Origin of the sequence: Methanoculleus chikugoensis (genome assembly GCF_019669965.1) — an archaeon.
Taxonomy (GTDB): Archaea; Halobacteriota; Methanomicrobia; order Methanomicrobiales; family Methanoculleaceae; genus Methanoculleus; species Methanoculleus chikugoensis.
The window spans coordinates 2,387,764-2,413,112 of record NZ_AP019781.1; the positions used below are offsets into that span (position 1 = coordinate 2,387,764).

General features: G+C 63.6%; 28 protein-coding genes. 17 read left to right on the plus strand and 11 right to left on the minus strand.

The window, feature by feature from the left end:
- The first annotated feature begins 198 nt into the window (after positions 1 to 198).
- Positions 199 to 1,011 (plus strand): glucose 1-dehydrogenase, encoded by an 813-nt coding sequence (locus MchiMG62_RS12000; RefSeq protein ID WP_221057161.1) that lies wholly within the window; start codon positions 199 to 201, stop codon positions 1,009 to 1,011.
- Positions 1,012 to 1,195: 184 nt separating this feature from the next.
- Positions 1,196 to 2,773, plus strand: a complete 1,578-nt coding sequence (locus tag MchiMG62_RS12005; protein ID WP_244987712.1) for an MFS transporter — start codon at positions 1,196 to 1,198, stop codon at positions 2,771 to 2,773.
- Positions 2,774 to 2,889: 116 nt separating this feature from the next.
- Here the strand turns inward: MchiMG62_RS12005 and MchiMG62_RS12010 are convergent, their stop codons facing one another.
- Positions 2,890 to 4,806 (minus strand): agmatine deiminase family protein, encoded by a 1,917-nt coding sequence (locus MchiMG62_RS12010; RefSeq protein WP_221058780.1) that lies wholly within the window; start codon positions 4,804 to 4,806, stop codon positions 2,890 to 2,892.
- A gap of 92 nt (positions 4,807 to 4,898) precedes the next feature.
- On the opposite strand from MchiMG62_RS12010, the gene MchiMG62_RS12015 reads away from it, so the two are divergent.
- On the plus strand, positions 4,899 to 5,456 hold the full coding sequence (locus MchiMG62_RS12015) for a manganese efflux pump MntP (protein WP_221057162.1): 558 nt from the start codon (positions 4,899 to 4,901) through the stop codon (positions 5,454 to 5,456).
- A 3-nt stretch (positions 5,457 to 5,459) separates the two neighbouring features.
- Here MchiMG62_RS12015 and MchiMG62_RS12020 read toward each other — a convergent pair whose 3' ends face one another.
- The gene (locus MchiMG62_RS12020) at positions 5,460 to 6,380 is read right to left on the minus strand and encodes a DUF362 domain-containing protein (protein ID WP_221057163.1); all 921 of its coding nucleotides are present in this window, start codon (positions 6,378 to 6,380) and stop codon (positions 5,460 to 5,462) included.
- Between the two features lie 311 nt (positions 6,381 to 6,691).
- On the opposite strand from MchiMG62_RS12020, the gene MchiMG62_RS12025 reads away from it, so the two are divergent.
- Positions 6,692 to 7,135 carry a hypothetical protein gene (locus MchiMG62_RS12025; protein WP_342367216.1) on the plus strand — a complete coding sequence of 148 codons (444 nt, stop codon included), beginning with the start codon at positions 6,692 to 6,694 and terminating at the stop codon, positions 7,133 to 7,135.
- On the opposite strand, the gene proS is transcribed toward MchiMG62_RS12025, so the two are convergent.
- From proS to MchiMG62_RS12040, 3 genes are read right to left on the minus strand one after another with little or no spacing between them, the layout of a single operon-like run.
- Positions 7,136 to 8,569 (minus strand): proline--tRNA ligase, encoded by a 1,434-nt coding sequence (gene proS, locus MchiMG62_RS12030; protein WP_221057165.1) that lies wholly within the window; start codon positions 8,567 to 8,569, stop codon positions 7,136 to 7,138.
- Between the two features lie 35 nt (positions 8,570 to 8,604).
- Positions 8,605 to 9,171, minus strand: coding sequence for a stage II sporulation protein M (locus MchiMG62_RS12035; protein WP_221057166.1), 567 nt, complete (start codon positions 9,169 to 9,171; stop codon positions 8,605 to 8,607).
- Complete coding sequence (locus MchiMG62_RS12040) at positions 9,164 to 10,009, minus strand: DUF63 family protein (RefSeq protein ID WP_221057167.1); 846 nt, start codon at positions 10,007 to 10,009, stop codon at positions 9,164 to 9,166. Before MchiMG62_RS12040 ends, MchiMG62_RS12035 begins: the two co-directional genes overlap by 8 nt.
- A gap of 11 nt (positions 10,010 to 10,020) precedes the next feature.
- On the opposite strand from MchiMG62_RS12040, the gene MchiMG62_RS12045 reads away from it, so the two are divergent.
- On the plus strand, positions 10,021 to 11,103 hold the full coding sequence (locus MchiMG62_RS12045; RefSeq protein ID WP_221057168.1) for an NAD(P)-dependent glycerol-1-phosphate dehydrogenase: 1,083 nt from the start codon (positions 10,021 to 10,023) through the stop codon (positions 11,101 to 11,103).
- A gap of 6 nt (positions 11,104 to 11,109) precedes the next feature.
- Complete coding sequence (locus MchiMG62_RS12050) at positions 11,110 to 11,562, plus strand: UPF0179 family protein (RefSeq protein ID WP_221057169.1); 453 nt, start codon at positions 11,110 to 11,112, stop codon at positions 11,560 to 11,562.
- 726 nt (positions 11,563 to 12,288) lie between these two features.
- Here MchiMG62_RS12050 and MchiMG62_RS12055 read toward each other — a convergent pair.
- Positions 12,289 to 13,161: an ADP-ribosylglycohydrolase family protein gene (locus tag MchiMG62_RS12055; RefSeq protein ID WP_221057170.1), complete on the minus strand. Its 873-nt coding sequence runs from the start codon at positions 13,159 to 13,161 to the stop codon at positions 12,289 to 12,291.
- A gap of 67 nt (positions 13,162 to 13,228) precedes the next feature.
- On the opposite strand from MchiMG62_RS12055, the gene MchiMG62_RS12060 reads away from it, so the two are divergent.
- The 9 genes from MchiMG62_RS12060 to MchiMG62_RS12100 are packed head-to-tail and all read left to right on the plus strand — an operon-like array spanning position 13,229 to position 19,047.
- Complete coding sequence (locus tag MchiMG62_RS12060) at positions 13,229 to 13,495, plus strand: UPF0058 family protein (RefSeq protein ID WP_221057171.1); 267 nt, start codon at positions 13,229 to 13,231, stop codon at positions 13,493 to 13,495.
- A 3-nt stretch (positions 13,496 to 13,498) separates the two neighbouring features.
- Positions 13,499 to 15,073, plus strand: coding sequence for a tRNA uridine(34) 5-carboxymethylaminomethyl modification radical SAM/GNAT enzyme Elp3 (locus MchiMG62_RS12065; protein ID WP_221057172.1), 1,575 nt, complete (start codon positions 13,499 to 13,501; stop codon positions 15,071 to 15,073).
- Positions 15,070 to 16,185 carry a DNA primase small subunit domain-containing protein gene (locus MchiMG62_RS12070; protein ID WP_221057173.1) on the plus strand — a complete coding sequence of 372 codons (1,116 nt, stop codon included), beginning with the start codon at positions 15,070 to 15,072 and terminating at the stop codon, positions 16,183 to 16,185. Before MchiMG62_RS12065 ends, MchiMG62_RS12070 begins: the two co-directional genes overlap by 4 nt.
- Positions 16,186 to 16,188: 3 nt before the next feature.
- Entirely contained in the window at positions 16,189 to 16,848 is a 660-nt protein-coding gene (locus MchiMG62_RS12075; RefSeq protein WP_221057174.1) for a hypothetical protein, read from the plus strand.
- Positions 16,849 to 16,885: 37 nt separating this feature from the next.
- Positions 16,886 to 17,164: a 50S ribosomal protein L44e gene (locus tag MchiMG62_RS12080; protein ID WP_011844884.1), complete on the plus strand. Its 279-nt coding sequence runs from the start codon at positions 16,886 to 16,888 to the stop codon at positions 17,162 to 17,164.
- Between the two features lie 6 nt (positions 17,165 to 17,170).
- Positions 17,171 to 17,359 carry a 30S ribosomal protein S27e gene (locus tag MchiMG62_RS12085; protein WP_011844885.1) on the plus strand — a complete coding sequence of 63 codons (189 nt, stop codon included), beginning with the start codon at positions 17,171 to 17,173 and terminating at the stop codon, positions 17,357 to 17,359.
- Between the two features lie 7 nt (positions 17,360 to 17,366).
- Positions 17,367 to 18,146: a translation initiation factor IF-2 subunit alpha gene (locus MchiMG62_RS12090; protein ID WP_221057175.1), complete on the plus strand. Its 780-nt coding sequence runs from the start codon at positions 17,367 to 17,369 to the stop codon at positions 18,144 to 18,146.
- Between the two features lie 5 nt (positions 18,147 to 18,151).
- Positions 18,152 to 18,319 carry an RNA-protein complex protein Nop10 gene (locus MchiMG62_RS12095; protein WP_074368826.1) on the plus strand — a complete coding sequence of 56 codons (168 nt, stop codon included), beginning with the start codon at positions 18,152 to 18,154 and terminating at the stop codon, positions 18,317 to 18,319.
- Entirely contained in the window at positions 18,301 to 19,047 is a 747-nt protein-coding gene (locus MchiMG62_RS12100) for a proteasome assembly chaperone family protein (protein WP_221057176.1), read from the plus strand. Before MchiMG62_RS12095 ends, MchiMG62_RS12100 begins: the two co-directional genes overlap by 19 nt.
- Before the next feature lie 119 nt (positions 19,048 to 19,166).
- Here MchiMG62_RS12100 and MchiMG62_RS12105 read toward each other — a convergent pair whose 3' ends face one another.
- Positions 19,167 to 19,640: a DUF234 domain-containing protein gene (locus MchiMG62_RS12105; RefSeq protein ID WP_244987713.1), complete on the minus strand. Its 474-nt coding sequence runs from the start codon at positions 19,638 to 19,640 to the stop codon at positions 19,167 to 19,169.
- Between the two features lie 18 nt (positions 19,641 to 19,658).
- Between MchiMG62_RS12105 and MchiMG62_RS12110 the strand changes: the two genes are divergently transcribed.
- Positions 19,659 to 20,111 carry an RDD family protein gene (locus MchiMG62_RS12110; RefSeq protein ID WP_221057177.1) on the plus strand — a complete coding sequence of 151 codons (453 nt, stop codon included), beginning with the start codon at positions 19,659 to 19,661 and terminating at the stop codon, positions 20,109 to 20,111.
- Between the two features lie 3 nt (positions 20,112 to 20,114).
- Here the strand turns inward: MchiMG62_RS12110 and MchiMG62_RS13270 are convergent, their stop codons facing one another.
- Positions 20,115 to 20,393, minus strand: a complete 279-nt coding sequence (locus MchiMG62_RS13270; RefSeq protein WP_244987714.1) for a rhodanese-like domain-containing protein — start codon at positions 20,391 to 20,393, stop codon at positions 20,115 to 20,117.
- 210 nt (positions 20,394 to 20,603) lie between these two features.
- Positions 20,604 to 21,323 (minus strand): ATP-binding cassette domain-containing protein, encoded by a 720-nt coding sequence (locus MchiMG62_RS12120; protein WP_221057179.1) that lies wholly within the window; start codon positions 21,321 to 21,323, stop codon positions 20,604 to 20,606.
- A gap of 455 nt (positions 21,324 to 21,778) precedes the next feature.
- Between MchiMG62_RS12120 and MchiMG62_RS12125 the strand changes: the two genes are divergently transcribed.
- Positions 21,779 to 22,486, plus strand: coding sequence for a DUF1614 domain-containing protein (locus MchiMG62_RS12125; RefSeq protein ID WP_221057180.1), 708 nt, complete (start codon positions 21,779 to 21,781; stop codon positions 22,484 to 22,486).
- 589 nt (positions 22,487 to 23,075) lie between these two features.
- On the opposite strand, the gene asnB is transcribed toward MchiMG62_RS12125, so the two are convergent.
- Positions 23,076 to 24,881 carry an asparagine synthase (glutamine-hydrolyzing) gene (asnB, locus tag MchiMG62_RS12130; RefSeq protein WP_221057181.1) on the minus strand — a complete coding sequence of 602 codons (1,806 nt, stop codon included), beginning with the start codon at positions 24,879 to 24,881 and terminating at the stop codon, positions 23,076 to 23,078.
- 21 nt (positions 24,882 to 24,902) lie between these two features.
- Positions 24,903 to 25,349: a carboxymuconolactone decarboxylase family protein gene (locus tag MchiMG62_RS12135; RefSeq protein ID WP_221057182.1), complete on the minus strand. Its 447-nt coding sequence runs from the start codon at positions 25,347 to 25,349 to the stop codon at positions 24,903 to 24,905.

Sequence of the window (25,349 nt, forward strand, 5' to 3'; positions counted from 1 at the left end):
CATCCTCTGCCCGGTCACCGATAGCGGTTCGGGTGCATGCACAGAGGATCCAGTTGTAATGACATCGTGCAGAGGGTATTTACGGCTTTTTGATTGTCCCCCGGATTTCGCACCACCCGCCCGAGACCTTCATAACCCACCCGCCCCACGGGAGGCGGGACGGGCCGGGTGCCCGGACCACCCAGAAGGCGAGGCGATATGAAACGGCTGGAAGGAAAGAACGTCCTCATCACCGGCGGCTCGACCGGAATCGGGCGCGCAACGGCAATCCGGTTCGCGGACGAGGGCGCGAACGTCGCCATAAACTACCACTCGAGCGAGAAAGAGGCGGAGATCACGCTCGATGAGGTGCGGGAGACCTGCAACACCATCCGCGAGAAAGGATGCCGGGAGATGCTGGTCCAGGGGGACATCGCGAGCGAGGAGGATGTGGAACGCATATTCCGGGATGTCCTCAAGGCGTGGGGAAGGCTTGATGTCCTGATCAACAACGCGGGCATCCAGACCGCAAGCCCGACCCACGAGGTGACCATGGACGCCTACGACCGGGTTCTCGCGGTGAACCTCCGGGGCGCGTTCCTCTGCTCCCGTGAGGCGGTGCGGCACTTCCTCGATCGCGGGGGAGGCGGCGTCATCCTCAACAACACCTCGGTTCACGAGACGATCCCGAAACCGCAGTACGCCCCCTACGCCACGAGCAAAGCGGGGCTCGGGGCTCTTTCGAGGACGCTTGCGCTCGAGTACGCCGGGAAGGGCATCCGGGTCAACATGGTTGCCCCCGGTGCGATCGCAACGCCGATCAACCGGGAGTGGATGGACGACCCCGAGAAGAAGGCGGATGTCGAGGGGCACATCCCGATGGGGCGCGCCGGAGAGCCGGAGGAGATCGCCGCGGTCTTTGCCTTCCTCGCCTCAGACGAGGCTGCGTACATCACCGGGCAGACGATCTACGTCGACGGCGGGCTGACACTCTATCCAGACTTCAGGACGCCATGGTCGTCGGGAAGTTGAGGGACGGTGGACCCCCGTAACGGGCATACCGCCCGGAGATCGCGACCGCCCCCGCGCCACTGCCGGAGAGCCACGCGATTCATTCAAACAGATTAATATAATTCCATTTTTATAAGATTGGGCTCGAAGAATCGCCCGCCGTAGCGGATCTCATGGCGGACGATCAATCGAGGTGACCGGTTTCGTGAGCATAAAACGAGGACGCAGACGGCGCACGATCTTCGAGGCAAAAAAGAGCCTGACAGCAGAAGAGGTCGAGCACGGCCTGAAACTTGTCATCCGGGACGGCCTTGCCACCCAGGCGATGGTGACGCTGACCGGCGGCATCTTCCTCGTAGCCTTCGCCCTGCAACTCGGGGCGTCCAACACCGTCATCGGTCTGCTCGCAGCCATCCCGCCGCTCGCAGAACTCCTGCAGATACCCGCTATCTACATCGTCGACCGCATCAGGATAAGGCGGCTCGTGGTGGTGGCGGCATCGCTTGCCGCACGCCTCTGCTGGATACCCATCATCCTGATACCGTTCTTCCTCTCGCCGGGGCAGGGAGTGATCGCGCTCATCGCCTCGATTGCCCTCTACGCATCGTTCTCGGCGATCTCCCATTGCGGCTGGAACTCCTGGATGCGCGACCTGATACCGCAGGACCGGCTCGGAGCCTTCTTCTCCCACCGGCTGACTCTCTCAACGGCGCTTGCGCTCGTCGTCAGCCTCGTCGCCGGGTTCTTCATCGACTCGTGGGAGATCGCTTTCCCCGACCTCGCCGCCTACGGCTACTCCGTCCTCTTCCTTCTCGGGCTCATCGCCGGGCTCGTCGGGATCACCTTCCTCGCCCGCACTCCCGAGCCCCGGATGGTCGTCGAAGAAGGGGAAGACGGCCTGCTTGCCGCGATCAAAAAGCCGTTCGCAGACCTGAACTTCAAGAACCTCATCATCTTCCTCGGATCGTGGAACTTCGCCGTCAATCTCGCATCGCCGTTCTTCACCGTCTACATGCTGCAGAGGATCGGCCTCGATATCTCGCTCGTCGTCGCCCTCAGCGTCCTCAGCCAGGTCATGAACATCATCTTCTACCGCTCGTGGGGCCGGGTCTCCGACCGCTACTCCAACAAGTCGGTTCTTGCCGTGAGCGGGCCGCTGTTCATGCTCGCGATCTTCGCATGGCTGTTCGTCACGCTCCCGAACGTCTACATCCTGACCTACCCGCTGCTCGTCCTCATCCACATCCTGATGGGGATCTCGCTTGCGGGGGTCTCGCTCGCCTCGGGAAACATCGGTCTGAAGCTGGCCCCAAAGGGTCAGGCGACCAGTTATCTTGCAGCGAGCACCTTTGCAAACTCGGTCGCCGCCGGCGTCGCACCGATCCTCGGCGGGCTCTTCGTGGACTTCTTTGCCGAGCGAGAACTCATCTGGACCCTGATCTGGAAAGACCCGGTGCGAGAACTCGTCTTTGTCACCCTCGACCTGCAGCAGTGGGAGTTCTTCTTCCTGTTCGCCTTCCTCCTCGGGCTCTACTCCCTCCACCGCCTTGCGGCGGTGCAGGAGGAGGGGGAGGCGAAGGAGCAGGAGGTCGTCGACGAACTCATCGCAGGGGTCAGGCGGGATATGCGCAACTTCTCCCCGGCGGGGGGTCTTCGGGATATGGTGAAGTTCCCCTTCTCGTCCATCAGGAACTACCGGAAGAAAAGCCGCCAGAAGCCGCCGGAAGAAGAAACGGCCGAGGAGGGCGAGGGGACAGAACCCTTAGATCCCCGGCGCCCGTAACCCGGTCCGGTGGACAGGAGCATGGAGGGGTGGCACACCATCCCCCCGGGAAGGTGAGGCCGGAGCGTCCTCGCTCTCCTGCCGGCGCATCACCAGGATCACGGTAACAGATCTTCTTATTCCGGCCGTGCTGCGGCTGTTCCCGCCGACGGCTGCTGCTGGCTGATGCAGTGAATCGCGCCGAAACCCGCGACCATCGCCGTGCAGTCGATCCCGACGACCTCCCGGTCGGGGAAGGCCTGCTGGATCCGGGCTACGGCGATCCTGTCATTCGGGTGCCCGAAGACCGGCACCAGCACGACGGTGTTTCCTATGTAGAAGTTCGCGTAACTCGCCGGCAGCCTCTCCGCGCCGCCGACCCTCCCCGGCATGGGAAGGGGAATAACGGTCAGGGGGTTGCCGTCCTGGTCGGTCGAGGAGAGGAGGATCTCGTAGTTCTCCTGCAGAACAGCGTAGTTCTCGTCGTCCTCGTTCTCTTCGAGCGCGCAGAGAACCGTCGTCGGATTCACGAACCGGACGATGTCGTCGACGTGACCGTCGGTGTCGTCGCCGGCGATCCCCTGCTTGAGCCAGATAACGTGGCCGGCGCCGAGGTATGCCTCCAGGTAGGCCTCGACCTCCTCCCGGGTGAGGTCCGGGTTCCGGTTGGGGTTTAAGAGGCAGGCCTCCGTCGTGATCACCGTGCCGCACCCGTTCACCTCGATCGAACCGCCCTCGAGGACGATCCCGGGGGTGAAGAGGGGGAGTTCCATCTCGCGGTTCATGGCAAGCGGGATCCGGGTATCCTCCATGAGTTCAGGGTACTTCCCTCCCCAGGCGTTGAACGTCCAGTTCACCATCGCGAGGTTCCCGGTCTTTCTGTTCACGAGGAAGGTCGGCCCGTAATCCCGGAACCAGACGTCGGCGTAATCGGCGATGTGGAACCGGATGCCGCCCGTATCGACCCCTTCCTCCTCCAGCATCGCCTCGACGCGGGTGCGCATCGCTTCGCCCGTGACGAGCAGGTCGACGGTCTCTGAGGCGCGGAGCGCCGCGATGATCTCGACGTAGATCCCCTCCACCGCGGCAAGGTCGGGGAACGTCTCGCGGTCATGGGGCCAGGAGAGCCAGACGGCGTCGTGCGGCTCCCACTCCGCAGGCATGCGGTAGCCGGAGATTGCCGGGGCCATGCCCGGCGGGAGCCTCCGGGCGAGCAGGCCGTAGGTCTCCGGCCGCCGGTTCCGGAAGAACCCCCAGCCTTCCCGGACGGTCTCGTTCTCCGCGAGGTCGACCTCCACGACGAGAACCTCTTCGTCGGTCTCGCTCGCCCGGGCAATGACGTTCCCGAACGCGTCGGCGACAAACGAACTCCCGAAGAACCGAATATCGCCCTCTTTTCCCACCCGATTGACGGCTGCGACGTGGACGCTGTTTGCGATCGCGTGGCCGCGCTGCACCGTCTCCCACGCCTCGCGCCAGTCGCCCTCGGGCGGCTCTTCCCCGGCAATACGGCCGATGGCGGTCGGGTAAAAGATAATCTCCGCGCCCATGAGCGCAACCGCTCTCGCGGCTTCCGGGAACCACTGGTCGTAGCAGATGAGCACGGCAATGCGGCCGTACTGGGTATCGTAGACCCGGTAGCGGTCTCCGGGCAGGAAATAGGTCTTCTCGTAAAAGAGCGGATCGTAGGGGACGTGCACCTTCCGGTAGGCGGGGAGGAGCCGGCCGTCGGCATCGATCACTACGGCGGTGTTGTAGTGCTCGCCGGACGCAGTCCGCTCGTAGATCGGCACGACGACCACGGCGTCGTGCTCCCGGGCGAGTGCCGCGAAGGCTTCGGTCGACGGCCCCGGGATCGTCTCGGCGTAGCGGGAAGCGTCCGTATCCTCGTACTGCGGGAAGTAGGGGGCGCGGTAGAGTTCCTGCAGGCAGAGGATCCGCGCACCCCTCGTGATCGCCGCTCTCGCCGCTTCAAGGGTGCGTTCCAGGTTGCGGTCGGGGTCCTCGCTCACCGCCGTCTGGATGAGGCCGATCGTTTGCGTGCTCATCTCCATCATCTCTCCGTATCGGTAGGGCACTCCAGCGTTTTATATCAACCGCCGGGCCATACCGTTATCCCGCACCGTGCCGAACCTCTCAGGAAGCAATGGAGTTCGCGACGACTCTTCTCATCGCCGTCGGGCTTGCGATGGATGCATTTGCGGTCTCGATCAGCGGAGGCGCCGGTCTGCGGGAGGATCGACTCCGGTGGGCCGTCATTGCCGGAGCGCTCTTCGGCGGGTTCCAGGCAGGAATGCCGATGCTCGGGTGGCTCGGGGGGATGGGGCTCGCCTCGTTCGTCGGAACCTACGGCCCCTGGATCGCCTTCCTGCTGCTCGCCCTGATCGGCGGGAAGATGATCGCCGAGGCGGTGCGGGGTGACGGCGAGAGCGTCCGGTTCGAGAGCGGCACGGCCACCCTTCTGGTGCTCGCCGTCGCAACGAGTATCGACGCCCTCGCCGTCGGCGTCTCGTTTGCCGTGCTGGATATCCCGATCGTTTCACTCGCAATCACGATCGGCGTCGTCACCTTCGTCTTCTCCGCCGCCGGCGTGCTCCTCGGGAGCGCGTTCGGCCATATCATGGGGGAGAAGGCCGGCATCGTCGGCGGTATAATCCTTGTCGCGATCGGTCTACGGATCCTGCTCGAACACCTCTTCTTCTAAGCCTCAGGCGGTCTCGTCCAGGATCCGCCGCATATCGAGGACGAGGTTTTTGCTCTCAGAGTCGAGCGCGACGAGCCGGAGATCCCCGGCCGACTTAACGCCGACCCCGAGTTGTGCAGCCCGGGAAACGGTATCCATTGCGAATATCCGGCCCTGCATCACCTCCGGCGTCGAGCCGTAGTGCCGGAGAAGCGCGATCCCGGCGGCATCGAGGGCGACCCGGTCGGTGCTCGCGAGGATGACGTTCGGAGCGATACGGCTCCCCCGCTCTGGCCCCCCGGTCGAGAACCCCTCCGTCGCGTCCATGACGGCGACGTCGCAGGGGCAGAACCGGCTGATCTCGGCGACCATCCTCCTCTGGTGCGGCGACGAATGCAGCTCCGCCATGTAGTTGTAGCCGTCCCCCGGGTTCCTCGCCGCCACTGCTCCGACCGTGTTCTTCAGGGAGAGGGAGACGTGGCCGCCGAACCGGTGCGTCTTCAGGCAGCAGGTCTGGACCACCGCATCGGCCTCCCGGAAGAGCCGGGCGACCAGGAACCCGCGCTCCCAGTGAAGGCCGTCCGGCGGGATCGCCTCCCATCCCTCCACGGGAAGCGAGTCGAGCACCCTCACCTCCGCACCCACCCGGGCCGCTACCCCGGCAGCGCCCCGGTTCTTCAGCACCCGGGCGGTCTTTCCCATCCCGCTCCGCTCGCCGAGCACGACCGACCGGGCACCGGCGTCGCGGACCTGCGAAAGGATCGCCTCCAGCATATCGGGATGGGTCGTCGCGGGGAACGGATCGTCGCTGTTGAAGTTCGCTTTGACCGCAACGGCCTTTCCGTCGAGGGAGGAGAGATCGATCTCGCGCCAGAGCGCCTCGACGGCATGGGAGCGATCGGATGCATCGATGACGTAGACTTCTGATGCCGCGGGGGATGCCATGCGCGCAGAGTGCCACGACAACCTATAAAAGTCTATGCCGGCAGTCCGGATCGAGATAACATGACCGATTTGCAGGCATTCGCGTTTGCAGGGGGCGGGGATCGCGGCAGGTTCCGGCACCGTGGGCGGGCGGATCCATGCGCCACATTCGACACGTATAAGAGCACCCCGAGCGCAATACGTAGTAAACCTCACGACAATCGTAGAGATCGCGCATCTCGCGTGGAATGCTTCCGGAAGGCACGAAGCCCCGCGCCCGGTGTCTCTGGAAGAGTAAGAGGTATGAGGCCAGTATTAACATGACTTCCAGAATGCATACCCCCCACACCACCTGTCCCAGCTGCCACGAAGAGGTCTACCTGGACGAACTCGTGGGTGGGCGCTGCCCCCTCTGCGGGTATTCCCTCGATGAAGACGACGGAACGTGCAGCGAGTACGAGGAGACCATAGAGCGCTCTGACCTCGGGTGGATGATCTTTCAATTCTATGTCTTCAAGCGGTTCTGCAGCGAGGGAGCAAATCCGCTCCAGGTCATGCAGATCCTCTCCCGGTACGAGGAGCTCACCCAGTGCAATCCCGCCGACGCGGAGAAGATGCAGTTCACTCTGGAAGTTCCGATGAGCCGCTGGGAACGGCTGCTCCCGAAGAGATGCGAAAAATGCGGGAGAATATTCATCCTGGGCGGCAAAGCCGTAATCTCGGGAGACCTCGCGGCCCCCGAACACGTAAAAACGTATACCTGCCCGTCCTGCTGATCAGTAGGTCCGGGCAACCAGGGCGGACGTGCCTTCGCCTCCACAGGCGATGCACGGGCCGTCCGAGACGGCAATCAGGTCCGAGCGGATCTCGGAACCGAGGACGCTTGCATCCACCGCCGCCTCAATCTTTTCTGCGCACTCCTGCGAACCGCACCAGTGAACGACCGCAACCCCGCTCTTCACCGCCTCGGCGGTCTCCTCAAGCGTCGCGGCAGCGGTTATCCGGTCGGCCATCGCCTGCTTCGCCGCCTGCGAGAGATCCTCCCCGAACGCTCCAAGGACGGAGTTGATCCCTTCGACGACGCCCCGTCGGTCGAGCGTGGTCTTTTTGCCCGTGCGGGTGACGGCGATGACCGTGTTCGCATCGATGTCCCGCGGCCCGACCTCGATCCGCAGCGGGACGCCGCGCATCTCCCAGTGGTAGTACTTCGCGCCCGGCCGCATATCCCGGGCATCGAGCTTCACGGCGAACCCGGCGTCGCGGAGCTCCGTTTCAAGCGCCGCGGCCGACGCGAGCACCTCGTCGCGCCGCTTCCCGACGATGATCGGCACGATGACGATCTCGATCGGCGCAACCTCCGGGGGCAGCACGAGTCCCTTATCGTCGCCGTGGACGCTTATCGTGGCCGCAATCGACCGCTCGGAGATGCCGTAGCAGGTCTGGCAGGCGTACTGCCGCTCGCCGTTCGCGTCCTCGTAGGTGATGGCGTAGGTGCGGGAGAAGTGGTCGCCGAGCATGTGCACCGTCCCGATCTGGAGCGTCTTGCCGTCGGGCATGATGGTATCGACCGCGATGGTGTAGTCGGCGCCCGGGAACTTGTCCCAGTCCGGACGGCGGGAGAGGATCACCGGGACGCGGAGGCTGTCGTAGAACTCCTTATAGAGGCCGAGCGCGATCTCGACCTGCGCCTCTGCCTCCTCCCGCGTCGCGTGCACGGTATGCGCCTCTTTAAACGACGTGATCTCCCGGAGACGGATGAGCGGGCGGGTATGTTTCGTCTCGTAGCGGAACGTATTGACGATCTGGTAGAGTTTCAGGGGCAGATCCGTGTGCGACCGGATCCAGAGGGAGTACATCGGGTAGATGGCGGTCTCGCTCGTCGGCCGGAGGGCAAGCGGCACGTCGAGCTCGCTCGTGCCGCCGTGGGTGACCCAGTAGACCTCGTCCTCGAAGCCCTTGATATGCTCGGCCTCCTTCATGAACTCGGTCTTCGGGATGAGGAGCGGAAACATCGTCTCAGCGTGGTCGCGGTCCATCAGGTCCCGGAGTATCCCATACGCACGCTTCCGGATGCCGAACCCGTGGGGGTACCAGACGTACAGCCCCTTGACCGGGTAGCGGACGTCCATGATCTCGGCTCGCCAGAGAATCTCGTTGTACCACTCGGAAAAATTCTCTTTCCGGGGAAGTGCTCCTGTATCTTCTTCCATCCGACTCGTACCTCAAAACCTATCGATCTGCCTCTCTAAGCTATCATACTTAGGATTGCCGGCGTAATAAATGCCTCTACGACCGCGGCGACCGCGAGGAGCGGGACGACTACCCGGAGAAAGAGCCGGGCAAGAGGCAGGGCTTCCGCGGCGGCATCGGCCGTGCCGTGCCATTCGGCGATGAGCTCCCTCCCGAGGAGGAGACCGAGGCCTCCCGCGATGAGGAAGGCGGGGATCTCGAAGATGCCATGGGGGACGAGCGCCGCCGCAATGAAGAGCATCCCCTGCTGCTGCCGCACGAGCTCCGTCAACGCGCCGATCAAGAGGCCGTTGACCGAGAGGATCAGCATCGTGACCACCCCGAGAGAGGCTCCCCCGAGGAAGAGGAGGAGACAGGCGACCAGGTTGTTCAGGAAGAGTTTCCCCGCAAGGACCGCCGGGGGGTCGGAGAGGAGATCGCCTATCACCTGCTCGGCAAAGAGGGTCGCGGCCTCTGCCCCTATGCCCGGGTCGCGGGCCACGACAACGACACCGATGCCGATCGAGACCGCGAAGAGGACGGCCGCGAAGATCGTGGACCGGGCAAGCGATGCCTCAGACATGGAGCACCATCCGCGCGAGATCGCGTATCCCCGGCGCCATGCCGACGACGATCATGGCGAGCAGAATGAGGTGCCAGAGATCGGGATTTCCTTCGCGCCGGTACACCTCGAGGACGTAGACGGCGGGGACGAGCACCGCGAGCTTCAGGAGGAACATCGAGAACGCGGTGCCGGTCGCATCGATCAGGGCTCCACCCACGACGTGCTGCTCCACGTAGTGGACAGGGTGGATGTCGATCCCGTAACTCGTGGCGCTTGCGTCCAGCATGTGGCCGAAGATGAGGAGTTTGTAGAGAATGTGTGAGGCATAGTCCCACTTCAGCACGTACACGAAGAATGCCCAGAGGGCGAGCGACGTAACAGAGGCAAGCACCAGGATGACGGCGAGGACGTCGAGCGCGATCGTCGTCTCGGTAAGACCGAACCAGACGAGCGCCGCTGTGGCGAGAAGACAGGCGGCGATCCCCGCCCCCGCGTAGAAGCGGCTGTAGCGCTTGACAAGCCCGGCGTTCTCCGCGATTTTTCCGGCAAAGAGAGCGATTACCGCAACCGCAAAGATCGAGAAGAAGATCAGGGGCGTAATCAGGAGGAACCGGAGGTCGGAGGCGATCATCCCGGTATCCTCGACAACCCGGAGAAGCCCACCGAGTACGACGAAAGGCAGGGTTGCAAGCACCAGCTCGTCGTCGATAGCAATCTTATACCGCCGGAGCCCCCGATAGACAAGGTAGACTGCTGCGATGAGGATCAGGGCATAGGTCAACGTATCGACGAGCGTATACGCCTCGCCGTAACGGATGGGATCGATGTAGTATTTGTAGAGGAACTCCCTAATCATTGTTGATCTAAATGAGCGCAGACCGCATAAACCTACTCAGAACCAAGGTCTTCGACAAGTCGAAATGGATGCAGCTCCCCCGTGACGTCGTCATCGGCCACGACGTCATCGAGCAGATCCCGGCTGTCTGCGAAGACCTTGCCCTCGGCGACTCTGTGCTCATCGTATCGGGAGGCCGGACACGGGACGTCGCCGGGAAGAGGGTCGAGGCGCTCCTTTCCGGCTCCTACGATATCGCGACGTTCGCCGCGGGTGAAGGCGGTCCTCTCGAGACGATCAGGAAGGCCGAGGCGGCGGCGGCAACGGCGGGGTTCGTCATCGGCGTCGGCGGAGGCCGGATCATCGACATGGCGAAGATCGCTTCCTACAACACCGACCGCCACTTCATCAGCATCCCCACCGCCGCATCGCACGACGGGATCGCTTCATCGCGCGCCTCGGTTCCGACCGCCGAGGGGAACGTCTCGCTCGCGGCCGAACCCCCCATCGCCGTCGTCGCCGACACCGCCGTCATCGCGTCGGCGCCCCACCGGCTGCTGGCGTCCGGGTGCGCGGATATCATCGCGAACTACACCGCAATCCTCGACTGGGAACTCTCCCACCGTCTCCGGGGCGAACCGCTCTCGGAGTACGCGCTGACCCTCTCCCGGATGACCGCCGAGATCCTCTTTAAGAACGCCGACCTCATCAAACCTCACTCCGAGGAGAGCGCCTGGCTCGTGACGAAAGCGCTGGTTTCTTCAGGCGTCGCGATGAGTATCGCCGGGTCGTCCCGACCCGGGAGCGGTGGCGAGCACAAGTTCTCCCACGCGCTGGAACAGCTCGCGCCGGGGAAGGGGCTCCACGGGGAGAAGTGCGGAATCGGGGCGATCATCACGATGTACCTCCACGGCGGGGACTGGGAGGGGATCCGCGACTCGCTGAAAACGATCGGCGCACCGACGACCCCCGCCGAGATCGGGGTCGACGACGAGACGGCGGTTGCGGCGCTGCTCGCCGCACGGACGATCCGGCCGGAACGGTTCACCATCCTGGATATGGGACTGACCGAGGAGTCGGCGCGGGATCTGGTGAAGATGCTCTACCGGGAGTGAGGAGAGATGGCGAAAGGGAAGACAAAGGTGACGCTGATCGGGACGAAACTCGCAAAGCAGGGGCTTGATTTCGTATACGAAGGCGATTCGTGCCCGGAGTGCGAGAACTGCAGGGTCCGCAAGGCCTGCCACAACCTGCAGCCGGGCAGGAAGTACCGCGTTGCCGCCGTCCGCACGAACACCCGGCACGACTGCCCCGTCCACCACGAGGCGGTGATCGCGGTCGACGTCATGGAGGCCCCCCTCGTCGCGCTGATCGGTGCCGATATGGCGATAGCGAACTCGAGGATCAGCTACGAGTTCTCCTGCCCGAGAACCGGGTGCCGGAGTTACCGGCTCTGCCGTCCCGACGGCATCATCGAGGGGGAGAAGTACGTCGTCGGGGAGGTTCTCGGCAACGCTCCCGACGTCTGCGAGCGGGGCCGGGCACTGAAACTGGTGGAACTCCGGCCGGTGTGACGGCTCTTTGCGAGACCTCGCCCGTACCTGCTCTGGTATTTTTCTCAACCCCTCATCCAGATCGCGGCGGATGCTCCGCCACGATGGTGATGGGAGTTGCAGGGAAATTTACGAAAGGGTTCACAAGGGGCGGGGAATGCCCCTATACCCTTCTTCGGCAACCCCCACTCCGCCCGCGCCTTCGGCGCTCCTCCCCCGCCCCCTCCCGGGGGCAGGGGCAGTGCGTGGCGATAGCCGGAGAAAGCCGTGCTTCCGGAAACGAGCCGGGGAATCACCCTTCTCCCGGCATCTCCCCATGCAGTGGACTGTGGGGACTACGCACCTTCGGTGCTCGTGCTCCTGCCCTTCGGCCAGTCGCATATCGCCATCGGGGGTGGGGCCGACGGGGAGGGGGGCTCGCCCCCCTCCCCTGTCTCCATCGCGTATGCTCTCCTGTGTAACCTCTCCTCCTCCCGCGCTGGAAGGGGCAGTCATGGCGATGTCTAGTGAGCAACCGTGCACGGCTCTTCTCCAGAGTCTCCCCACGCTTCCGGCGCGAGGCCGCTACAATGCAGATGATACATACTCTGTAAACGGCGGAGGAAATTGCAGTAAATACTGTGAAAGGACTTGCAAAGGGAGATCTAACGCACTTCACGGGCTTATTTTACTCCAGGGGCAGGGGCTACGGGCACCCGATCCTGATTCTGAAGGAAACTGGTAGAGAGCCATCAGGTTCCCGGACCCCTAAGCCCGGCTCACCCCTGCGAGCCGCCGGGCGAGATCGACGATCTCCTCCCGGTCGCGGAGCGCGGCGAGCCACGACCCGGGGATCGCCTCGAACCCGTACCGCGCCCCGGCAAGCCCGCCGACGATCGCGCCGACGGTATCGGCGTCGCCCCCGAGATTGACCGCCGTGACCACCGCTTCGCGGAAGGAGACGGCGTCCATGAAGACCCTGACGGCGCAGTGGGTGCAGAGGACGGCGTCGAGCGACGGCTCCGGCGGATACGCCCAGTAGTCCTCGAGGGGCCCGCGGAGTTCACGATCCTCGCAGGCGGCAAGCGCCCGGTCGAAGGCCACGGGAACCTCTTCCCCCCGGCAGATCCCGCTGACCATCCGGTTGACGAACGCCGAAGCCTCGCCGGCGGCGGGGTCGAAGTGCGTCACGCGGGATGCGGCGAGGCTCGCCTCCCGCACCTCTCCGGGCGGGTAGAAGATGCCGAGCGGGATGCCGCGCATGACGCTCCCGTTGCTCCGGCTCCCGCCCCGCTCCTCGTGCGCCATCCTTGCAGCGACAGTAGGCGCGACACCCGCCTCAATGAGATCGAGGACGGCACGGGACGTCGGCCCGAAGAACTCCGGGTGGGCGTGGTACACCCGAACCAGGCGGCGGGCGAAGTCCGCCGAGTCGAATCCCCCGCACGCAAGAAGGGTCTGCGCCAGGGCTGACGCCTGGAGGGTGTCGTCGGTATACTGGCCCGCAGAGACGTTGTGAATTCCGCCTCCCTGCATCTCCGTTACGGCCAACGGAGCCGGCGGAAGACCTTCCAGGGGCGCGCCCAGCGCATCGCCGATTGCGAGCCCTACGAGCGCCCCGACCGCCCGCATCTTGTGCATATAAAAAGATCACCAACAAATTATATCTACCCGCGGACAGTAGTATTCTTCGAGGAAAGGTGATATCGTGCAAAAGGAAGAGCTGCTCCACTTACACATGCTATTAGTCCACATCAGGAAGTACTACGAAAGCACGACGGGGGAGGATGTCCCGACCGACCAGTATAACGCTCTCCACATCTCACCCGTCCATATCCACAAGAATAAGGTCACACACAAGAAAGCAATTCTAACGCTCGGGAGCGAGATCATCCACCACATACGGGCCAATCACAATCCTTACATCGAATACCATGCCGATTTTCAGTCCGAACGTATTGCAACCGAACACTAAACGATGAACGATACCAATATACTCCGGGAGATCATCTCCCGCATCCTTTCTACCAGTCCGAGCCCTGCCGACGTCCAGAAGACCAAACTCGAGGTCTGCCGTGAGCACGGCGCGAACATGCCCAAAAACTCCGCGATCCTCGCTGCCGCCACGCCCGAGGAGCGCGAGCGGCTCCGGCCGGCCCTCCAGGTGAAGCCCACGCGGACGATCTCCGGGGTTGCCCCCGTTGCGGTGATGACCTCGCCCCACCCCTGCCCCCACGGCAAGTGCCTCCCCTGCCCCGGCGGGCCGGAGCACCCCTTTGCATCCCCCCAGAGTTACACTGGAGAGGAGCCCGCGGCGCTCCGGGCGAGAGAGCACGCCTTCGACCCCTATGCCCAGGTGCAGGCACGCCTCGGGCAGTTCGAGGCGCTGGGCCATCACGTCGACAAGGCGGAGCTGATCGTGATGGGCGGGACGATGACCGCCCGCCCGCTCGAGTACCAGGAGTGGTTCGTCGGGGCCGCCGTCCAGGCGATGAACGACTACCCCCGGGCGGGGACTGCGCAGGAGAACCCCGATCTTAATGCCATCTTTGCCGCGAACGAGTCGGCACGGGTCCGGTGCGTCGCCGCCACCTTCGAGACGCGGCCGGACTGGTGCCGGGAGGAGCATATCGACCGGATGCTCTCGATGGGCGTGACCAAGGTGGAACTCGGTGTCCAGCACCTGGACGACCGGATCCTCGATCACAACCGCCGCGGCCACGGGGTCGCGGACTCGGTCGCGGCGAACTGCCTCCTCCGGGACGCCGGGCTGAAGGTCGGGTTCCACATGATGCCGAACCTCCCCGGGGCGAGTATGGAGGACGACCGGCGGATGGTTCGGGAACTCTTCGCCGATGAGCGGTTCCGACCGGACTTCCTGAAGATCTACCCGACCCTGGTGACGCCGGGATCAGAGATCGAGGCGCTCTGGGAGCGGGGAGAGTACCGTCCCTACACCGAGGAGGAACTGATCGACCTCGTCGCCTACGCGAAGTCCCTCCTCCCGGAATACGTTCGCCTCCAGCGGATCCAGCGCGACATCCCGGCGAAACTGATCGTCGCGGGCTCGCGGCACAGCAACTTCCGGCAGCTCGCGGAGGCGCGGCTTCATTCGCAGGGGCTCCGCTGCCGGTGCATCCGTTGCCGCGAGGTAGGGAGAGCGCCCGAACCGGAGGAGGTGGCGATCTCGACCCTGGTTTACCGGGCGTGCGGCGGGGAGGAGCGCTTCATCCAGGCGGGTTCAAAAGACGCCCTCGTCGGGTTCGCCCGGCTCCGGTTCCCGTACAACCCCTTCCGCGACGAACTCGCGGGCGCCGCACTCCTGCGCGAGCTCCACGTCTACGGGAGCGTGGTGCCGATCAGCGCCCCGGCATCCGCCGACGAGTGGCAGCACCGCAGTTTCGGGAGCGTCCTCCTCTCCGCGGCCGAAGAGGAGGCACGGGATCACGGCTACCGGCGCCTCGCGGTGATGAGCGGTGTCGGGGTGCGGCCCTACTACAGGAAACAGGGATATGAACGAGTGGGGCCATATATGATCAAGACGTTCCCATGAAACCCGCGACGCTCGAGTTTGTGAAGCAGAGGTTCGCCGAGTACTACCAGCGGCAGAACCTCACCGTTCCGTCCTCCCTCGAGCAGCGCGAATGGGGATTCATCTTCTTCGACCCCACGGCCGAAGTCCGGATGCGGCGGCACATGGCGTTTGCCGATCCGCTGGAACTCGGTGCGTACGTGAAAAACCTGGTCCCCGCGCACGTCTACTACTCGACGGCCTACTACCAGACGCCGTCGGCGCCGACGATGAACGAGAAGCACTGGGCGGGCGCCGACCTCATCTTCGATCTCGACGCCGACCAGATCGTTCGCGGCCCCTACGCGGTGATGCTCGCGCGGGTCAAGGAGGAGACCGAGAAACTGCTCGCGATGCTGATCGACGAACTCGGCTTTGCCAGGAACCAGATCCGGATCGCCTTCTCCGGGGGGCGCGGCTACCATATCCACGTCACCGAGATCGCCGTCCGGGGATGGGGCAGCCAGGAGCGGCGCGAGATCGTCGATTACGTCTGCGGCATCGGGCTCGATCCGGATGCGATGCTCACACCGGCGGGCGGCGAGACCGGGTGGCGGCGGCGCTACGTGGAAGCGCTCCGCGCCCACCTCGCGGGGCTTGCGGCTCGCGACCCGCCGGAAGCAACGGCTTACCTTGCGGGACTCGACGGTATCGGGAAGCGAACGGCCGCGGAGTTCCTTGCGGATATCGGCAGCCTCGCCGCTGGGCGCCCGGAGGATCTCCTCAAGAACCGGGTCGTCCGGGCGATCGTGGCCGCACCCGACTTTGAGGAGAGGCTCCGGGACGCCGGGGCGCGTGCGGACGAACCGGTCACGACCGATATCAAGCGGCTGATCCGGACGCCGGGGTCGCTGCACGGCGGCAGCGGCATGCGGGTCGTGCCGCTCGATATCCGGGACCTCGCGGAGTTCGATCCGCTCGTGGACGCCGTGGTCTTCGGCGACCGCGACGTGCGGGTCGACCTGAAGGCAAATTTCACCACGTCCCTGCTCGGGAACACCTACACGCTCAACGCAGGGATCCAGAACGTCCCCGAAGCGCTCGCGATCTTCCTCTGCTGCCGGGGCATGGCGGAGATAGCCGGGGGTGCATGAAGTATGGCCGTCGATCTTTTAGAGAAACTCCGGCAGATGCTGCTCGATATGCAGCACTCCGGAAGGCTCTCCTACATCGATCCCGGCCTCTACGACGATGCCCGGGCGTACGTCGAGAAGCGCAAGACGGACTACTACGACCTCAAAAACCCCCTGGAGAGCCGGATGGGAAGCCTGATCATCGAGGAGATCGGGAGCGTCACCGAGACCGTCCAGGAGATCTTCTCGGTCAGGACCCGGCAGGTTCTCGACCTTGCGTTCCAGCAGGCGGAGGGGCAGTACGCCAGCAAGGATGAGGCCCGCAAGATGCTCCCGGAGGAGCGGGCGATGTACGAGCGGATCATCAGCGCCATCGAGGAGTGCCGGGAGGCACTTGTCCACGGCGAGGCCGCCCCGTTCGGCGGCGACGATGCGGCCGCCGTCGGCCGGAGCGACGAGGCCGACGGCATCCCGGAACCCCGGGGAACACCTGCGGTTCCCGCTCCCCGTCCCGCCCGGTCTCCCTACGCCCTCGTGCATATCCGCTCCGATGTGGAGTCGTTCATGGGGATGGACGGCAGGACATACGTCTTGAAGATGGGGGATATCGTCACCCTGCCGGAAAACAATGCAGATGTGCTCTGCGAGCACGACATAGCCTTAAATATTAGGCTTAACAAGTAATATAGGTACTCGAATCTATTGAATAGAGGTTACTATCATGAAAATGCCGTCAAAATTCAAGACGTACTGCCCGTTCTGCAGGAACCACCAGGTTCACGAAGTCGTGAAGGTAAAGAAGGGCAAAGTGCGCCACTTCAACTGGATCGACCGCCAGAAGGCGCGCAGGAGCACGGTGGGCAACATGGGCAAGTTCAACAAGGTGCCCGGCGGCGACAAGCCGACGAAGAAGATCAACGTCAGATACCGGTGTACGGTCTGCGGCAAGGCGCACCTCCGGCCGGGATTCAGGATCGGCAAATTCGAGCTTACGGAGTGAGTTGGTATGGTCCGGGTAAACAGGGAGAACAGGAGCACATTCCTCCGGGTAAAGTGCCCCGACTGCGAGAATGAGCAGGTAGTCTTTGAGAGAGCGAGTACCGTCGTGGAGTGCACCGTCTGCGGACGTATCCTTGCGGAGCCTCACGGCGGGAAGGCTGATATAAAAGCTGAGATAATGGCAGTACTTGAGTGATAATTGCATGAATGAGAGAGAGTGGCCCGAGGAAGGAGAACTCGTTGTCTGCACGGTCGCGGACGTCAAGGACTTTGCGGCGTTCGTGACCCTGGACGAGTACAACGAGCGGAGAGGGCTCATACCGATATCCGAGATAGCGCGGGGCTGGATTAAGTATATCCGGGACTTCGTACGAGAAGGACAGAAGGTCGTCTGCAAAGTCCTGAACGTCGACCCCGATCGCGGCCACATCGATCTCTCGTTAAAAGATGTAAACGAGCACCAGCGGCGCGAGAAGGTCCACGAGTGGAAGAACGAACAGAAGGCCACGAAATGGGTCGGGTTCGCCGCCGAGGCTTCGGGAGTGGACAGGAAGGTCATCGAGGAGGCGATCTTCCGCGAATACGGCCAGCTGTACCCGGCCTTCGAGGATATCGTCACCACCGGCGGCGAGGCAGCGGATAAACTGAACCTCGATGAGCCGGTCAAAGCGGCACTCATCACCGTCGCGAACGAGAACGTGAAGGTCTCGAGGGTGACGATCACGGGAAACCTCATCCTGTCGTCGCCCCGGCCCGACGGCGTCAACGTGATCCGCCGGGCGCTCCGGAGTGCGCAACCGAAGGTCGAGAATGTGGATATCGACCTGATCTACGTCGGAGCCCCGAAATATCGGATAAAAGTGACCGCGCCCGATTATAAGGAAGCCGAGAAGGCGATCGAGAAGGCGGCAAACGCCGCCGTCGGCGTGGTCGAGCGGGCCGGCGGCTCCGGCAAATTTATCCGGAAGCAGAAGGCCGGATAAAGGATATGAGCAGCCGCATTCGCCGCTGTCCGCACGACCGGAGATACACGCTCTCGGATCTCTGCCCGGTCTGCGGCCGGCCGTCTCGGCCGGCCCACCCGGCACGTTTTTCACCCGAGGATAGGTACGGTAGGTACAGGAGGGCCGTACGCAGATGGAACACGTCAGAGTAACCTTTTTGCGAGAGGGCAATATCGGCGCTCCGGTCCTGATCGAGGGTCTGCCCGGCATAGGACACGTCGGGAAACTCGTTGCCGACCACCTGATCCACGAACTCGGCGCCGAGAAGATAGGGGAGATCTCCTCCCTCCACTTCCCACCCCAGGTGATTGTCGACGAGCGGGGCACCACTCACCTCGCCAACAACGAGATCTACCGCTACGAGAAGGACGGCAGGGCGGCCCTCTTCCTCGTGGGCGACTTCCAGAGCAACTCGGCCGAGGGCCACTACATCCTCGCGGAGCACTACCTCGATATCGCCGAAGACCTCGGTGTTGAGCGGATATACGCGCTCGGAGGCTACGGTGTCGGCCACCTGGTCGAGAACCCGAGGGTGCTCTCGGCCGTCAACATGGAGCATCTCCGCCCCGAGGTGGAGGCATCCGGCGGGTCGTTTGAGAACGCCGGGAGCGGCGGGATGATCGTGGGGGCCTCGGGCCTCCTGCTCGGCCTCGGCGAGGCGCGGGGCATCGAGGGGATCTGCCTGATGGGCGAGACGAGCGGCTACATCGTCGACCCGAAGAGCGCCGACAGCCTTCTTACGGTGCTCTCCCGCCTGACCGGGATCGAGGTCGACCACACCTCGCTGCAGCAGCGTGCCGGGGATATGGAGCAGATCATAGCAAAGATCCAGGAAGCCGAAGAGGCAAAAGGCCGCGAAGAACTGAGTTATATCGGATAACACCTCTTTTTGCGATAGATAGTCCCGGGACCTCCGGTACACGCCCGGTCGATGCGAACACAGCAATGCTCCGGTGCGCCTTCTCCACCCGGGGGAACCGGGTTCCGGATACAGCACGCCTATGCCGAGAAACCCCCTTTTCGGCAATCTGCAACAACTCTCGTTAGATCGTCAAGGTCATAGCAGGAGACTCGATCGTCCTCCATCGGGCGGCGAGAGAATGTTCGTGTCGCGATACAGAAATGTTCCTCGCGCTTGCCGTTCTGCCATGAGACATGGGGCGCTTTCGCCCGGAGTTCCTCGAGAACCCGATGGCCGTCCACACCGTCCTGCCATGTGCACTCGCAGAAGAGAATCTTTGATTGGCCTTCGCGGAGGCAGACGATATCGATCTCCTCACCCCGGTGCCACCAACTCCCCAGCCGTGTATAGACAAAGGGCAGGGCACCATGCTGGTTAAAGAGTTCAAAGAGATCTGCGACGATCGCCTCAAAGAGCCTGCCCACGTACGCCGCGAACCGCGGTCTGACGTACTGATCCACGATCAGCCCGGCACCCTCCATCAGCCGACACGTAACCTTAAGCCTCGCCAAGGACGACAGATCATCGATATGGTCACCCTCTACCTCGCCCGATGGGAGACCCGGTTCTGGGCCTGGCTCATCGACATCATCCTGGTAGGACTGCCCGTCTGGGCACTCTCCGACCGGCTGCCGCCCTCCTGGGAGTTCACCGTATCCCCGGGGCTCATCTCGATCAGCCTCTCCTCGGCGGTTTTCTTCCTCTACTGGACGCTCTTTGAGGGATACCGCGGCCAGTCGATCGGCAAGATGGCGTTGAAGATCCGGGTCACCGGCCGTGCCGGAGAGGATATCGGGTTTTTTGCCGCAACAATCCAGAGTTTCGGCAAAGCGTTTCTCCTCGTCCCCGACTGCCTGATCGGGTGGCTCGCCATGCCGGGCTCGAAACAGCGGCTCTTCAACCGGATCTCGGGCACCGTCGTGATAGAGACCCGCGAAGCGGAGGAGCCTGAGGGCGTCACTTACGTGAAGCAGGAGGAGTGAAGATCAAACCCCGGTCACCGGGAGCCCGGCAGCCTGCCAGGCGCTCATGCCGCCTTTGACGTCGTAAACTTCGCGGAACCCGGCCTTCTCCATTACCTCGCGGGCGCCGGCACTCCGTCCGCCCCGCTGGCAACAGAGAAGATATGTCCCGTCCGGGTCAAGGCTTTCAAGGTGCTCGGAGAGGTGCGTCGAGTCGATGTTGATTGCGCCCGGGATATGTCCCCCGGCATACTCATCCGGTCTCCTGACATCGATGATGACGAATGTTGGATCCTGCTTCATCTCTCCGATCAGGGCAGACGCTTCGGCCGGAGATATAGTCCGGCTGGTTTGGTCTTCCGGAGCGGGGCCGCCTCCAACGCATCCCCCGATCAACACGGCCGCAATAGCGCTCCCGGCGATGAACAAAGACGCAAGCGGAGAACGGAAATTGGTCATGCATCCATGTCGCGATCGCAGGCGTAAATAGATATTGGTCCACCGGCCCGGGGCCTAGGCGGTATCATCGAATCCAAGCGGGGTATCATTGACGGCCATCACCGCACGGAAGGTCTCCGGTGTGTCCAGGGCAACGACCTCACCGCGATCCACCACGGCAACCCGGGTGCAGATTGCCTCCGCTTCTTCCACATCGTGCGTCGTAAAGATGATCGTCGCCCTCCGCTCGCGGTTCAGCCGTCGGAGCAGGCCCCAGATCTCCCGGCGCCCGGCATCGTCCAGCCCGGCCGTCGGTTCGGCAAGGAAGAGGACCGACGGGCGCGTGAGGTATGCCCGGGCGATCTCTAACTGCTGCAGCATGACAGGAGAGTAGGTCTCGACACGAGCATCGGCGCTCCCGGCGATCCCGAAGAGGTCCATGACCTCGGGGATCCTTTTCTTCCGGAGATCGTCGCCCAGGCCGTGCAGCCGGGCGTGGAAGTCCAGGTTCTCCCTGCCGGTCAGCGCAGGGTCGAGCACCGACTCGGGAAGGACGATGCCCATGCATCTACGCACGTCTCCGAGGTTGCCGAGAACCGCGAGCGGTGAACGCTCGGCAAATCCCGGAACCGGAAAGAGTATCGTCATGAGGAGGGAAAGCAGGGTCTGCCGGTCCTGACCGCAGGGGCAGAGAATACCAAAGATCTCTCCGCTCTTCACGTCGAACGGGATCGGGCCCCTCGCCTGGAGCCGCTCCAGATGCCGGATCAGGTTCTCAACGGTAAAGGCAGTCATATTACTCTGCAGAGATGCAATCGGTCGGAGAGAACGGAGTTATTCCCGGTCACTCACCATCCCCAAAACCTGCACCGGATTCACACCGGCCGGAGACACGTGAGATATGCGTCCGGGGGTTGTTATCCGGTGCCCGTTACCCGATTCGGGGAAGGAACTCCATGTTTAACATTATTTCCAGTTACCCATATATGAATATATCTATTCCAAAATAAATATAAAATGCGCATTTTAAGGTTTCTGTTTTCTATTGGCCCCTGTTTTTACGTTATCACCGGTGAGACTTGCCCTTCACCGGATGATAAAGCGGGGCGGGTTGAGCGGCGCCGACCCATCCGAAAGACCGTCGGGTCGAAGTCGTGCACGAGCCTCACCCAACAAGTGACCCCGGAACTCGCCGGGAGCCGGACCCGTGAAGCTATTTATGGCATGACCCCGTCCGGTATACCTGACCTATGGAGACCGAACTGCCCGCGATAGCGATTCTACCGGTTTTCTTCAGCCCGGAACAGATCCTCGTTGCGCTAGCGGTTCTCATACCGGCCCTGGTCATATTCAACCTCATCCTCATCAGCGAGGGGGTCTTCGAGTCGATCGGACTCAGGTTCTACCAGGCGATGCTGGTGACCGTAGGGGCGCTGCTCGGGAGCCTGATCGATATCCCGCTTCTCCCGGTGGGGGAGGATCTCATCGCGGTCAACGTGGGCGGGGCCGTCATCCCCCTCGTCGTGACGCTCGAGATGGTCGGCCGGGGCCGGGTCTCGCGGCCAAAGTCCCTCGCCGCCGTCGTTCTGGTATCGCTCGTCGCCTACGTCGCTGCAACGCCCGTCCCCGGCCTCGGGATCACGATGCCGTTCTACGTCGCACCCCTCGCAGGCGCCATAACAGGGCTCCTCCTCGCCCGCGGCTGCCGCACCGCCCCCGGCCTCGCCTATGCCGGGGGAACCATGGGCACCCTGCTCGGGGCCGACATCCTCAACCTCGCGAACCCCGACGTTTTTTTGATGCTTACCGGAGGCGGGCCGACCGTCCTCTCCATCGGGGGTGCGGGAATCTTCGACGGCATCTTCGTCACCGGCGTCCTCGCGGTCATTCTTGCGGCGTATGCGGGGAGGGGGCTCCGGAAGAAGGGGGGTGTCTGCCCGCAGGAGGGAAGGGAGTGAAGGGGGGAGGTAGTGCAATGATTGCTTCCTTTCAGCGCGGGCGGGGATTTCAGGAGGAGTTTTGCACGATTGAGACAGGGGGGATGCTTCCCCCTCCCCGCGGGCCGCCACCCCCGATGGCGATATGCGACTGGCCGAAGGGCAGGAGCACGAGCACCGAAGGTGCGTAGTCCCCACGGTCCACTGCATAGGGATACGCTGAAAAAGGGTGGTTCCCTGACTTGCTTCCCCGGATGCGGCTTTCCACCGGCTTCGCACCTTCGGTGCTCTAGCTCCGGTTCTCTGAACCGTCGCCTATCGCCATGACTGCCCCTGCCCCCGGGAGGGGGCGGGGGAGGAGCGCCGAAGGCGCGGGTGGAGTGGGGGCTACCATAGAGGGGCATATGGGCATTCCCCGGCCTGGGCGCGGTGGGAGTTGGGTTTTCCGAAAAGAAGTGCATACGAGTGTCCCCCGCCCGGGCAGCCGTGCACGCCTCTTCTCCAGAATCTCCCCATGCTTCCGGCACAAGACCACCAGCGGACACCACGTGTTCTGTAAACAGCAGAAGAGACTGCAGGAGACGCTTATGAAAAAGTTTGTAGAGAATCCCTACGCATCAAACTCCCGGAGCCACATCTCCGCGCAGGCTATCCGCCAGAACTCGGTAGAATAAGGACTCTTTCCCTCGAGGAACTCCCGGTAGTTTTCGAGCACCCGCTCCGCGTCCCAGTAGGGCCGCTCTCCGAACTCCGGCGTTGAGAAGAGTTCGAGGATACGCGGTGCAAGTTCGCCCTTCATCCAGACCTCCTCGGGGGTGACGAAACCCATCTTGTCCATCCTGCACCGGACGGCGTCCGGGACCAGCCCACGGATCGCCCGCCGGAGGACATACTTCGTGACGCCGCCGCGGATCTTCTGGTCGAGCGGGAGCAATCCGAGGTACTCCACCAGCCGGTAGTCGAGGAACGGAACCCGTGCCTCGATCGAGAAGGCCATCGAGTTCCTGTCCTCCCAGTGCAGCAGGAGAGGGAGGTTCGACGCCGTGACCTCCCGTTTCAGCACCTCCTCAAGCGACCCCGCATACCGCAGAACCTCCGGCGGCGACCCCCGGAGGAGTCCCCGGCGCTCCGACCGTACCCGGGATTGAGCAGCCGCCCACGAGAAGAAGGACCGGTGATGCCGGGCGCTCCCGATCCCCTCCCGGAGAGCGGCAAGGAACTTGCGGCGCCGGAGGAGGCCGCGGATATACGGCGCCTGGTAGGCGATGTAGCCGCCGAGCTGCTCGTCGGCGCCCTGTCCGTCGAGAACCACCTTCACCTCGCCCTGTGCGAGCCGCATCACGCAGTACTGGGCATAGATCGAGAGAGACGCAAACGGCTCGTCCTGCATGTAGAGCAATCTCTCGATATCCTCCCAGAGCCCGTCCGTGCCCGGCGTCGTCCGGCGGCTCACGACGTTTGTCGCCGCGACCACCGCATCGATATGCCCGCTCTCATCAAACCGGGGATCGTCAAAGCAGACCGAGAATGTCTTCTGCCGCTCGCCGACACTCCCCGGGCTCTCCGCCTGCAGGAGAACATTGATCAGGGCGGTGACCGTCGAAGAGTCGATACCGCCCGAGAGGCAGGTCCCGACCGGGACGTCGCTTCGGAGCCGGAGCCGGACGGCGTCGGTCAGGAGGGCACGGACGCTTTGCGCGGCGGCCTCGTCTTCGGCCCCGCCCGGGGCGCCGCTCATCGCGAAGTCCCAGTACCGTTCCGGCTCCCCGACGCCCTCCGCGGAGACGACGAGCGTATGGGCCGGCGGGAGCTGGAAGATGCCGTCGTACATCGTCTCAGCGGTGTGATCCGCAACCCCCCACGCAAGGAACGTCGAGAGCATCCGGTCGTTCGGCCGCCGGCCGACCCCGGGATGCACCCGGAGTGCCTTGATCTCCGAGGCAAAGAGGAACGAGCCCCCGGCCATGGTGTAGTAGAACGGCTTGACGCCCAGCCGGTCGCGGGCGCAGAAGAGTTCGCGGCGGCGCCCGTCCCAGAGGGCAAACGCCCACATCCCGTTGAACCGGGCGAGGCAGTCCCTCCCCCACTCCTCGTAGGCGTGCAGGATCACCTCTGTATCGGTTGCAGAAGCAAAACGATGACCGGCGGCAGAGAGCTCCTCCCGGATCTCACGGTAATTGTAGATCTCGCCGTTGAAGACGATCTGAAGCGACCCGTCCTCGTTTCCCATCGGCTGGCGGCCTTCGTCGGAGAGGTCGATGATCGCGAGGCGGCGATGGGCAAGGCCGATCGACCCGGAGAAGAACGTTCCTTCGCCGTCAGGGCCGCGGTGAGCCAGGCGCTCCGCCATCGCCCCGACGAGAGCCGCATCCGCATCCTCACCGTTCAGGGCAAACTGCCCGGCAATACCGCACATGCTCCGGACACCAGGGACGGGCTACTTGTCTGAACAGGTCTTATCCAGGCCCGTCCCGTTGATGTCGCAGGAGGGGCAGGGGGTCGAGCCGTTCACCACCCGGTAGGCATCCGCGAGGACGGCGGAGTTCGCGAGCATCCCCGCGATCAGGATCACCTCAAGGATCTCGGCCCGGGTTGCGCCCTTCGCCATCGCGGACTGCATGTGGTACTCGACGCAATGGCTGCACTTGAGCGCGGCGCCCACCGCGAGGCTGATAAGCTCGATCGTCTTCGGTTCGAGCTGGCTGGTCTCGACGACGGCGCCCTTATAGAGGAGGTGTGAGATGAGGATCTCGGGACGTTCCGCCATCCGTTCAAAGATCAGGGGGACCCTGCCGTACTCGTTCTCGATCTCCCGGAGGAGATCCTCCGCGAAGACGTCCGACCCCCGCTCCATAACCTTCGTGAGTACCTTCTCGAAATCCAT

Coding starts and splice junctions, on each gene's coding strand:
- MchiMG62_RS12000 (WP_221057161.1), top strand. CDS start 199: ATGAAACGGCTGGAAGGAAAGAACGTCCTCATCACCGGCGGCTCGACC.
- MchiMG62_RS12010 (WP_221058780.1), bottom strand. CDS start 4,806: ATGGAGATGAGCACGCAAACGATCGGCCTCATCCAGACGGCGGTGAGC.
- MchiMG62_RS12015 (WP_221057162.1), top strand. CDS start 4,899: ATGGAGTTCGCGACGACTCTTCTCATCGCCGTCGGGCTTGCGATGGAT.
- MchiMG62_RS12020 (WP_221057163.1), bottom strand. CDS start 6,380: ATGGCATCCCCCGCGGCATCAGAAGTCTACGTCATCGATGCATCCGAT.
- MchiMG62_RS12025 (WP_342367216.1), top strand. CDS start 6,692: ATGCATACCCCCCACACCACCTGTCCCAGCTGCCACGAAGAGGTCTAC.
- proS (WP_221057165.1), bottom strand. CDS start 8,569: ATGGAAGAAGATACAGGAGCACTTCCCCGGAAAGAGAATTTTTCCGAG.
- MchiMG62_RS12035 (WP_221057166.1), bottom strand. CDS start 9,171: ATGTCTGAGGCATCGCTTGCCCGGTCCACGATCTTCGCGGCCGTCCTC.
- MchiMG62_RS12040 (WP_221057167.1), bottom strand. CDS start 10,009: ATGATTAGGGAGTTCCTCTACAAATACTACATCGATCCCATCCGTTAC.
- MchiMG62_RS12045 (WP_221057168.1), top strand. CDS start 10,021: ATGAGCGCAGACCGCATAAACCTACTCAGAACCAAGGTCTTCGACAAG.
- MchiMG62_RS12050 (WP_221057169.1), top strand. CDS start 11,110: ATGGCGAAAGGGAAGACAAAGGTGACGCTGATCGGGACGAAACTCGCA.
- MchiMG62_RS12055 (WP_221057170.1), bottom strand. CDS start 13,161: ATGCACAAGATGCGGGCGGTCGGGGCGCTCGTAGGGCTCGCAATCGGC.
- MchiMG62_RS12065 (WP_221057172.1), top strand. CDS start 13,499: ATGAACGATACCAATATACTCCGGGAGATCATCTCCCGCATCCTTTCT.
- MchiMG62_RS12070 (WP_221057173.1), top strand. CDS start 15,070: ATGAAACCCGCGACGCTCGAGTTTGTGAAGCAGAGGTTCGCCGAGTAC.
- MchiMG62_RS12075 (WP_221057174.1), top strand. CDS start 16,189: ATGGCCGTCGATCTTTTAGAGAAACTCCGGCAGATGCTGCTCGATATG.
- MchiMG62_RS12080 (WP_011844884.1), top strand. CDS start 16,886: ATGAAAATGCCGTCAAAATTCAAGACGTACTGCCCGTTCTGCAGGAAC.
- MchiMG62_RS12085 (WP_011844885.1), top strand. CDS start 17,171: ATGGTCCGGGTAAACAGGGAGAACAGGAGCACATTCCTCCGGGTAAAG.
- MchiMG62_RS12090 (WP_221057175.1), top strand. CDS start 17,367: ATGAATGAGAGAGAGTGGCCCGAGGAAGGAGAACTCGTTGTCTGCACG.
- MchiMG62_RS12095 (WP_074368826.1), top strand. CDS start 18,152: ATGAGCAGCCGCATTCGCCGCTGTCCGCACGACCGGAGATACACGCTC.
- MchiMG62_RS12100 (WP_221057176.1), top strand. CDS start 18,301: ATGGAACACGTCAGAGTAACCTTTTTGCGAGAGGGCAATATCGGCGCT.
- MchiMG62_RS12110 (WP_221057177.1), top strand. CDS start 19,659: ATGGTCACCCTCTACCTCGCCCGATGGGAGACCCGGTTCTGGGCCTGG.
- MchiMG62_RS13270 (WP_244987714.1), bottom strand. CDS start 20,393: ATGAAGCAGGATCCAACATTCGTCATCATCGATGTCAGGAGACCGGAT.
- MchiMG62_RS12120 (WP_221057179.1), bottom strand. CDS start 21,323: ATGACTGCCTTTACCGTTGAGAACCTGATCCGGCATCTGGAGCGGCTC.
- MchiMG62_RS12125 (WP_221057180.1), top strand. CDS start 21,779: ATGGAGACCGAACTGCCCGCGATAGCGATTCTACCGGTTTTCTTCAGC.
- asnB (WP_221057181.1), bottom strand. CDS start 24,881: ATGTGCGGTATTGCCGGGCAGTTTGCCCTGAACGGTGAGGATGCGGAT.
- MchiMG62_RS12135 (WP_221057182.1), bottom strand. CDS start 25,349: ATGGATTTCGAGAAGGTACTCACGAAGGTTATGGAGCGGGGGTCGGAC.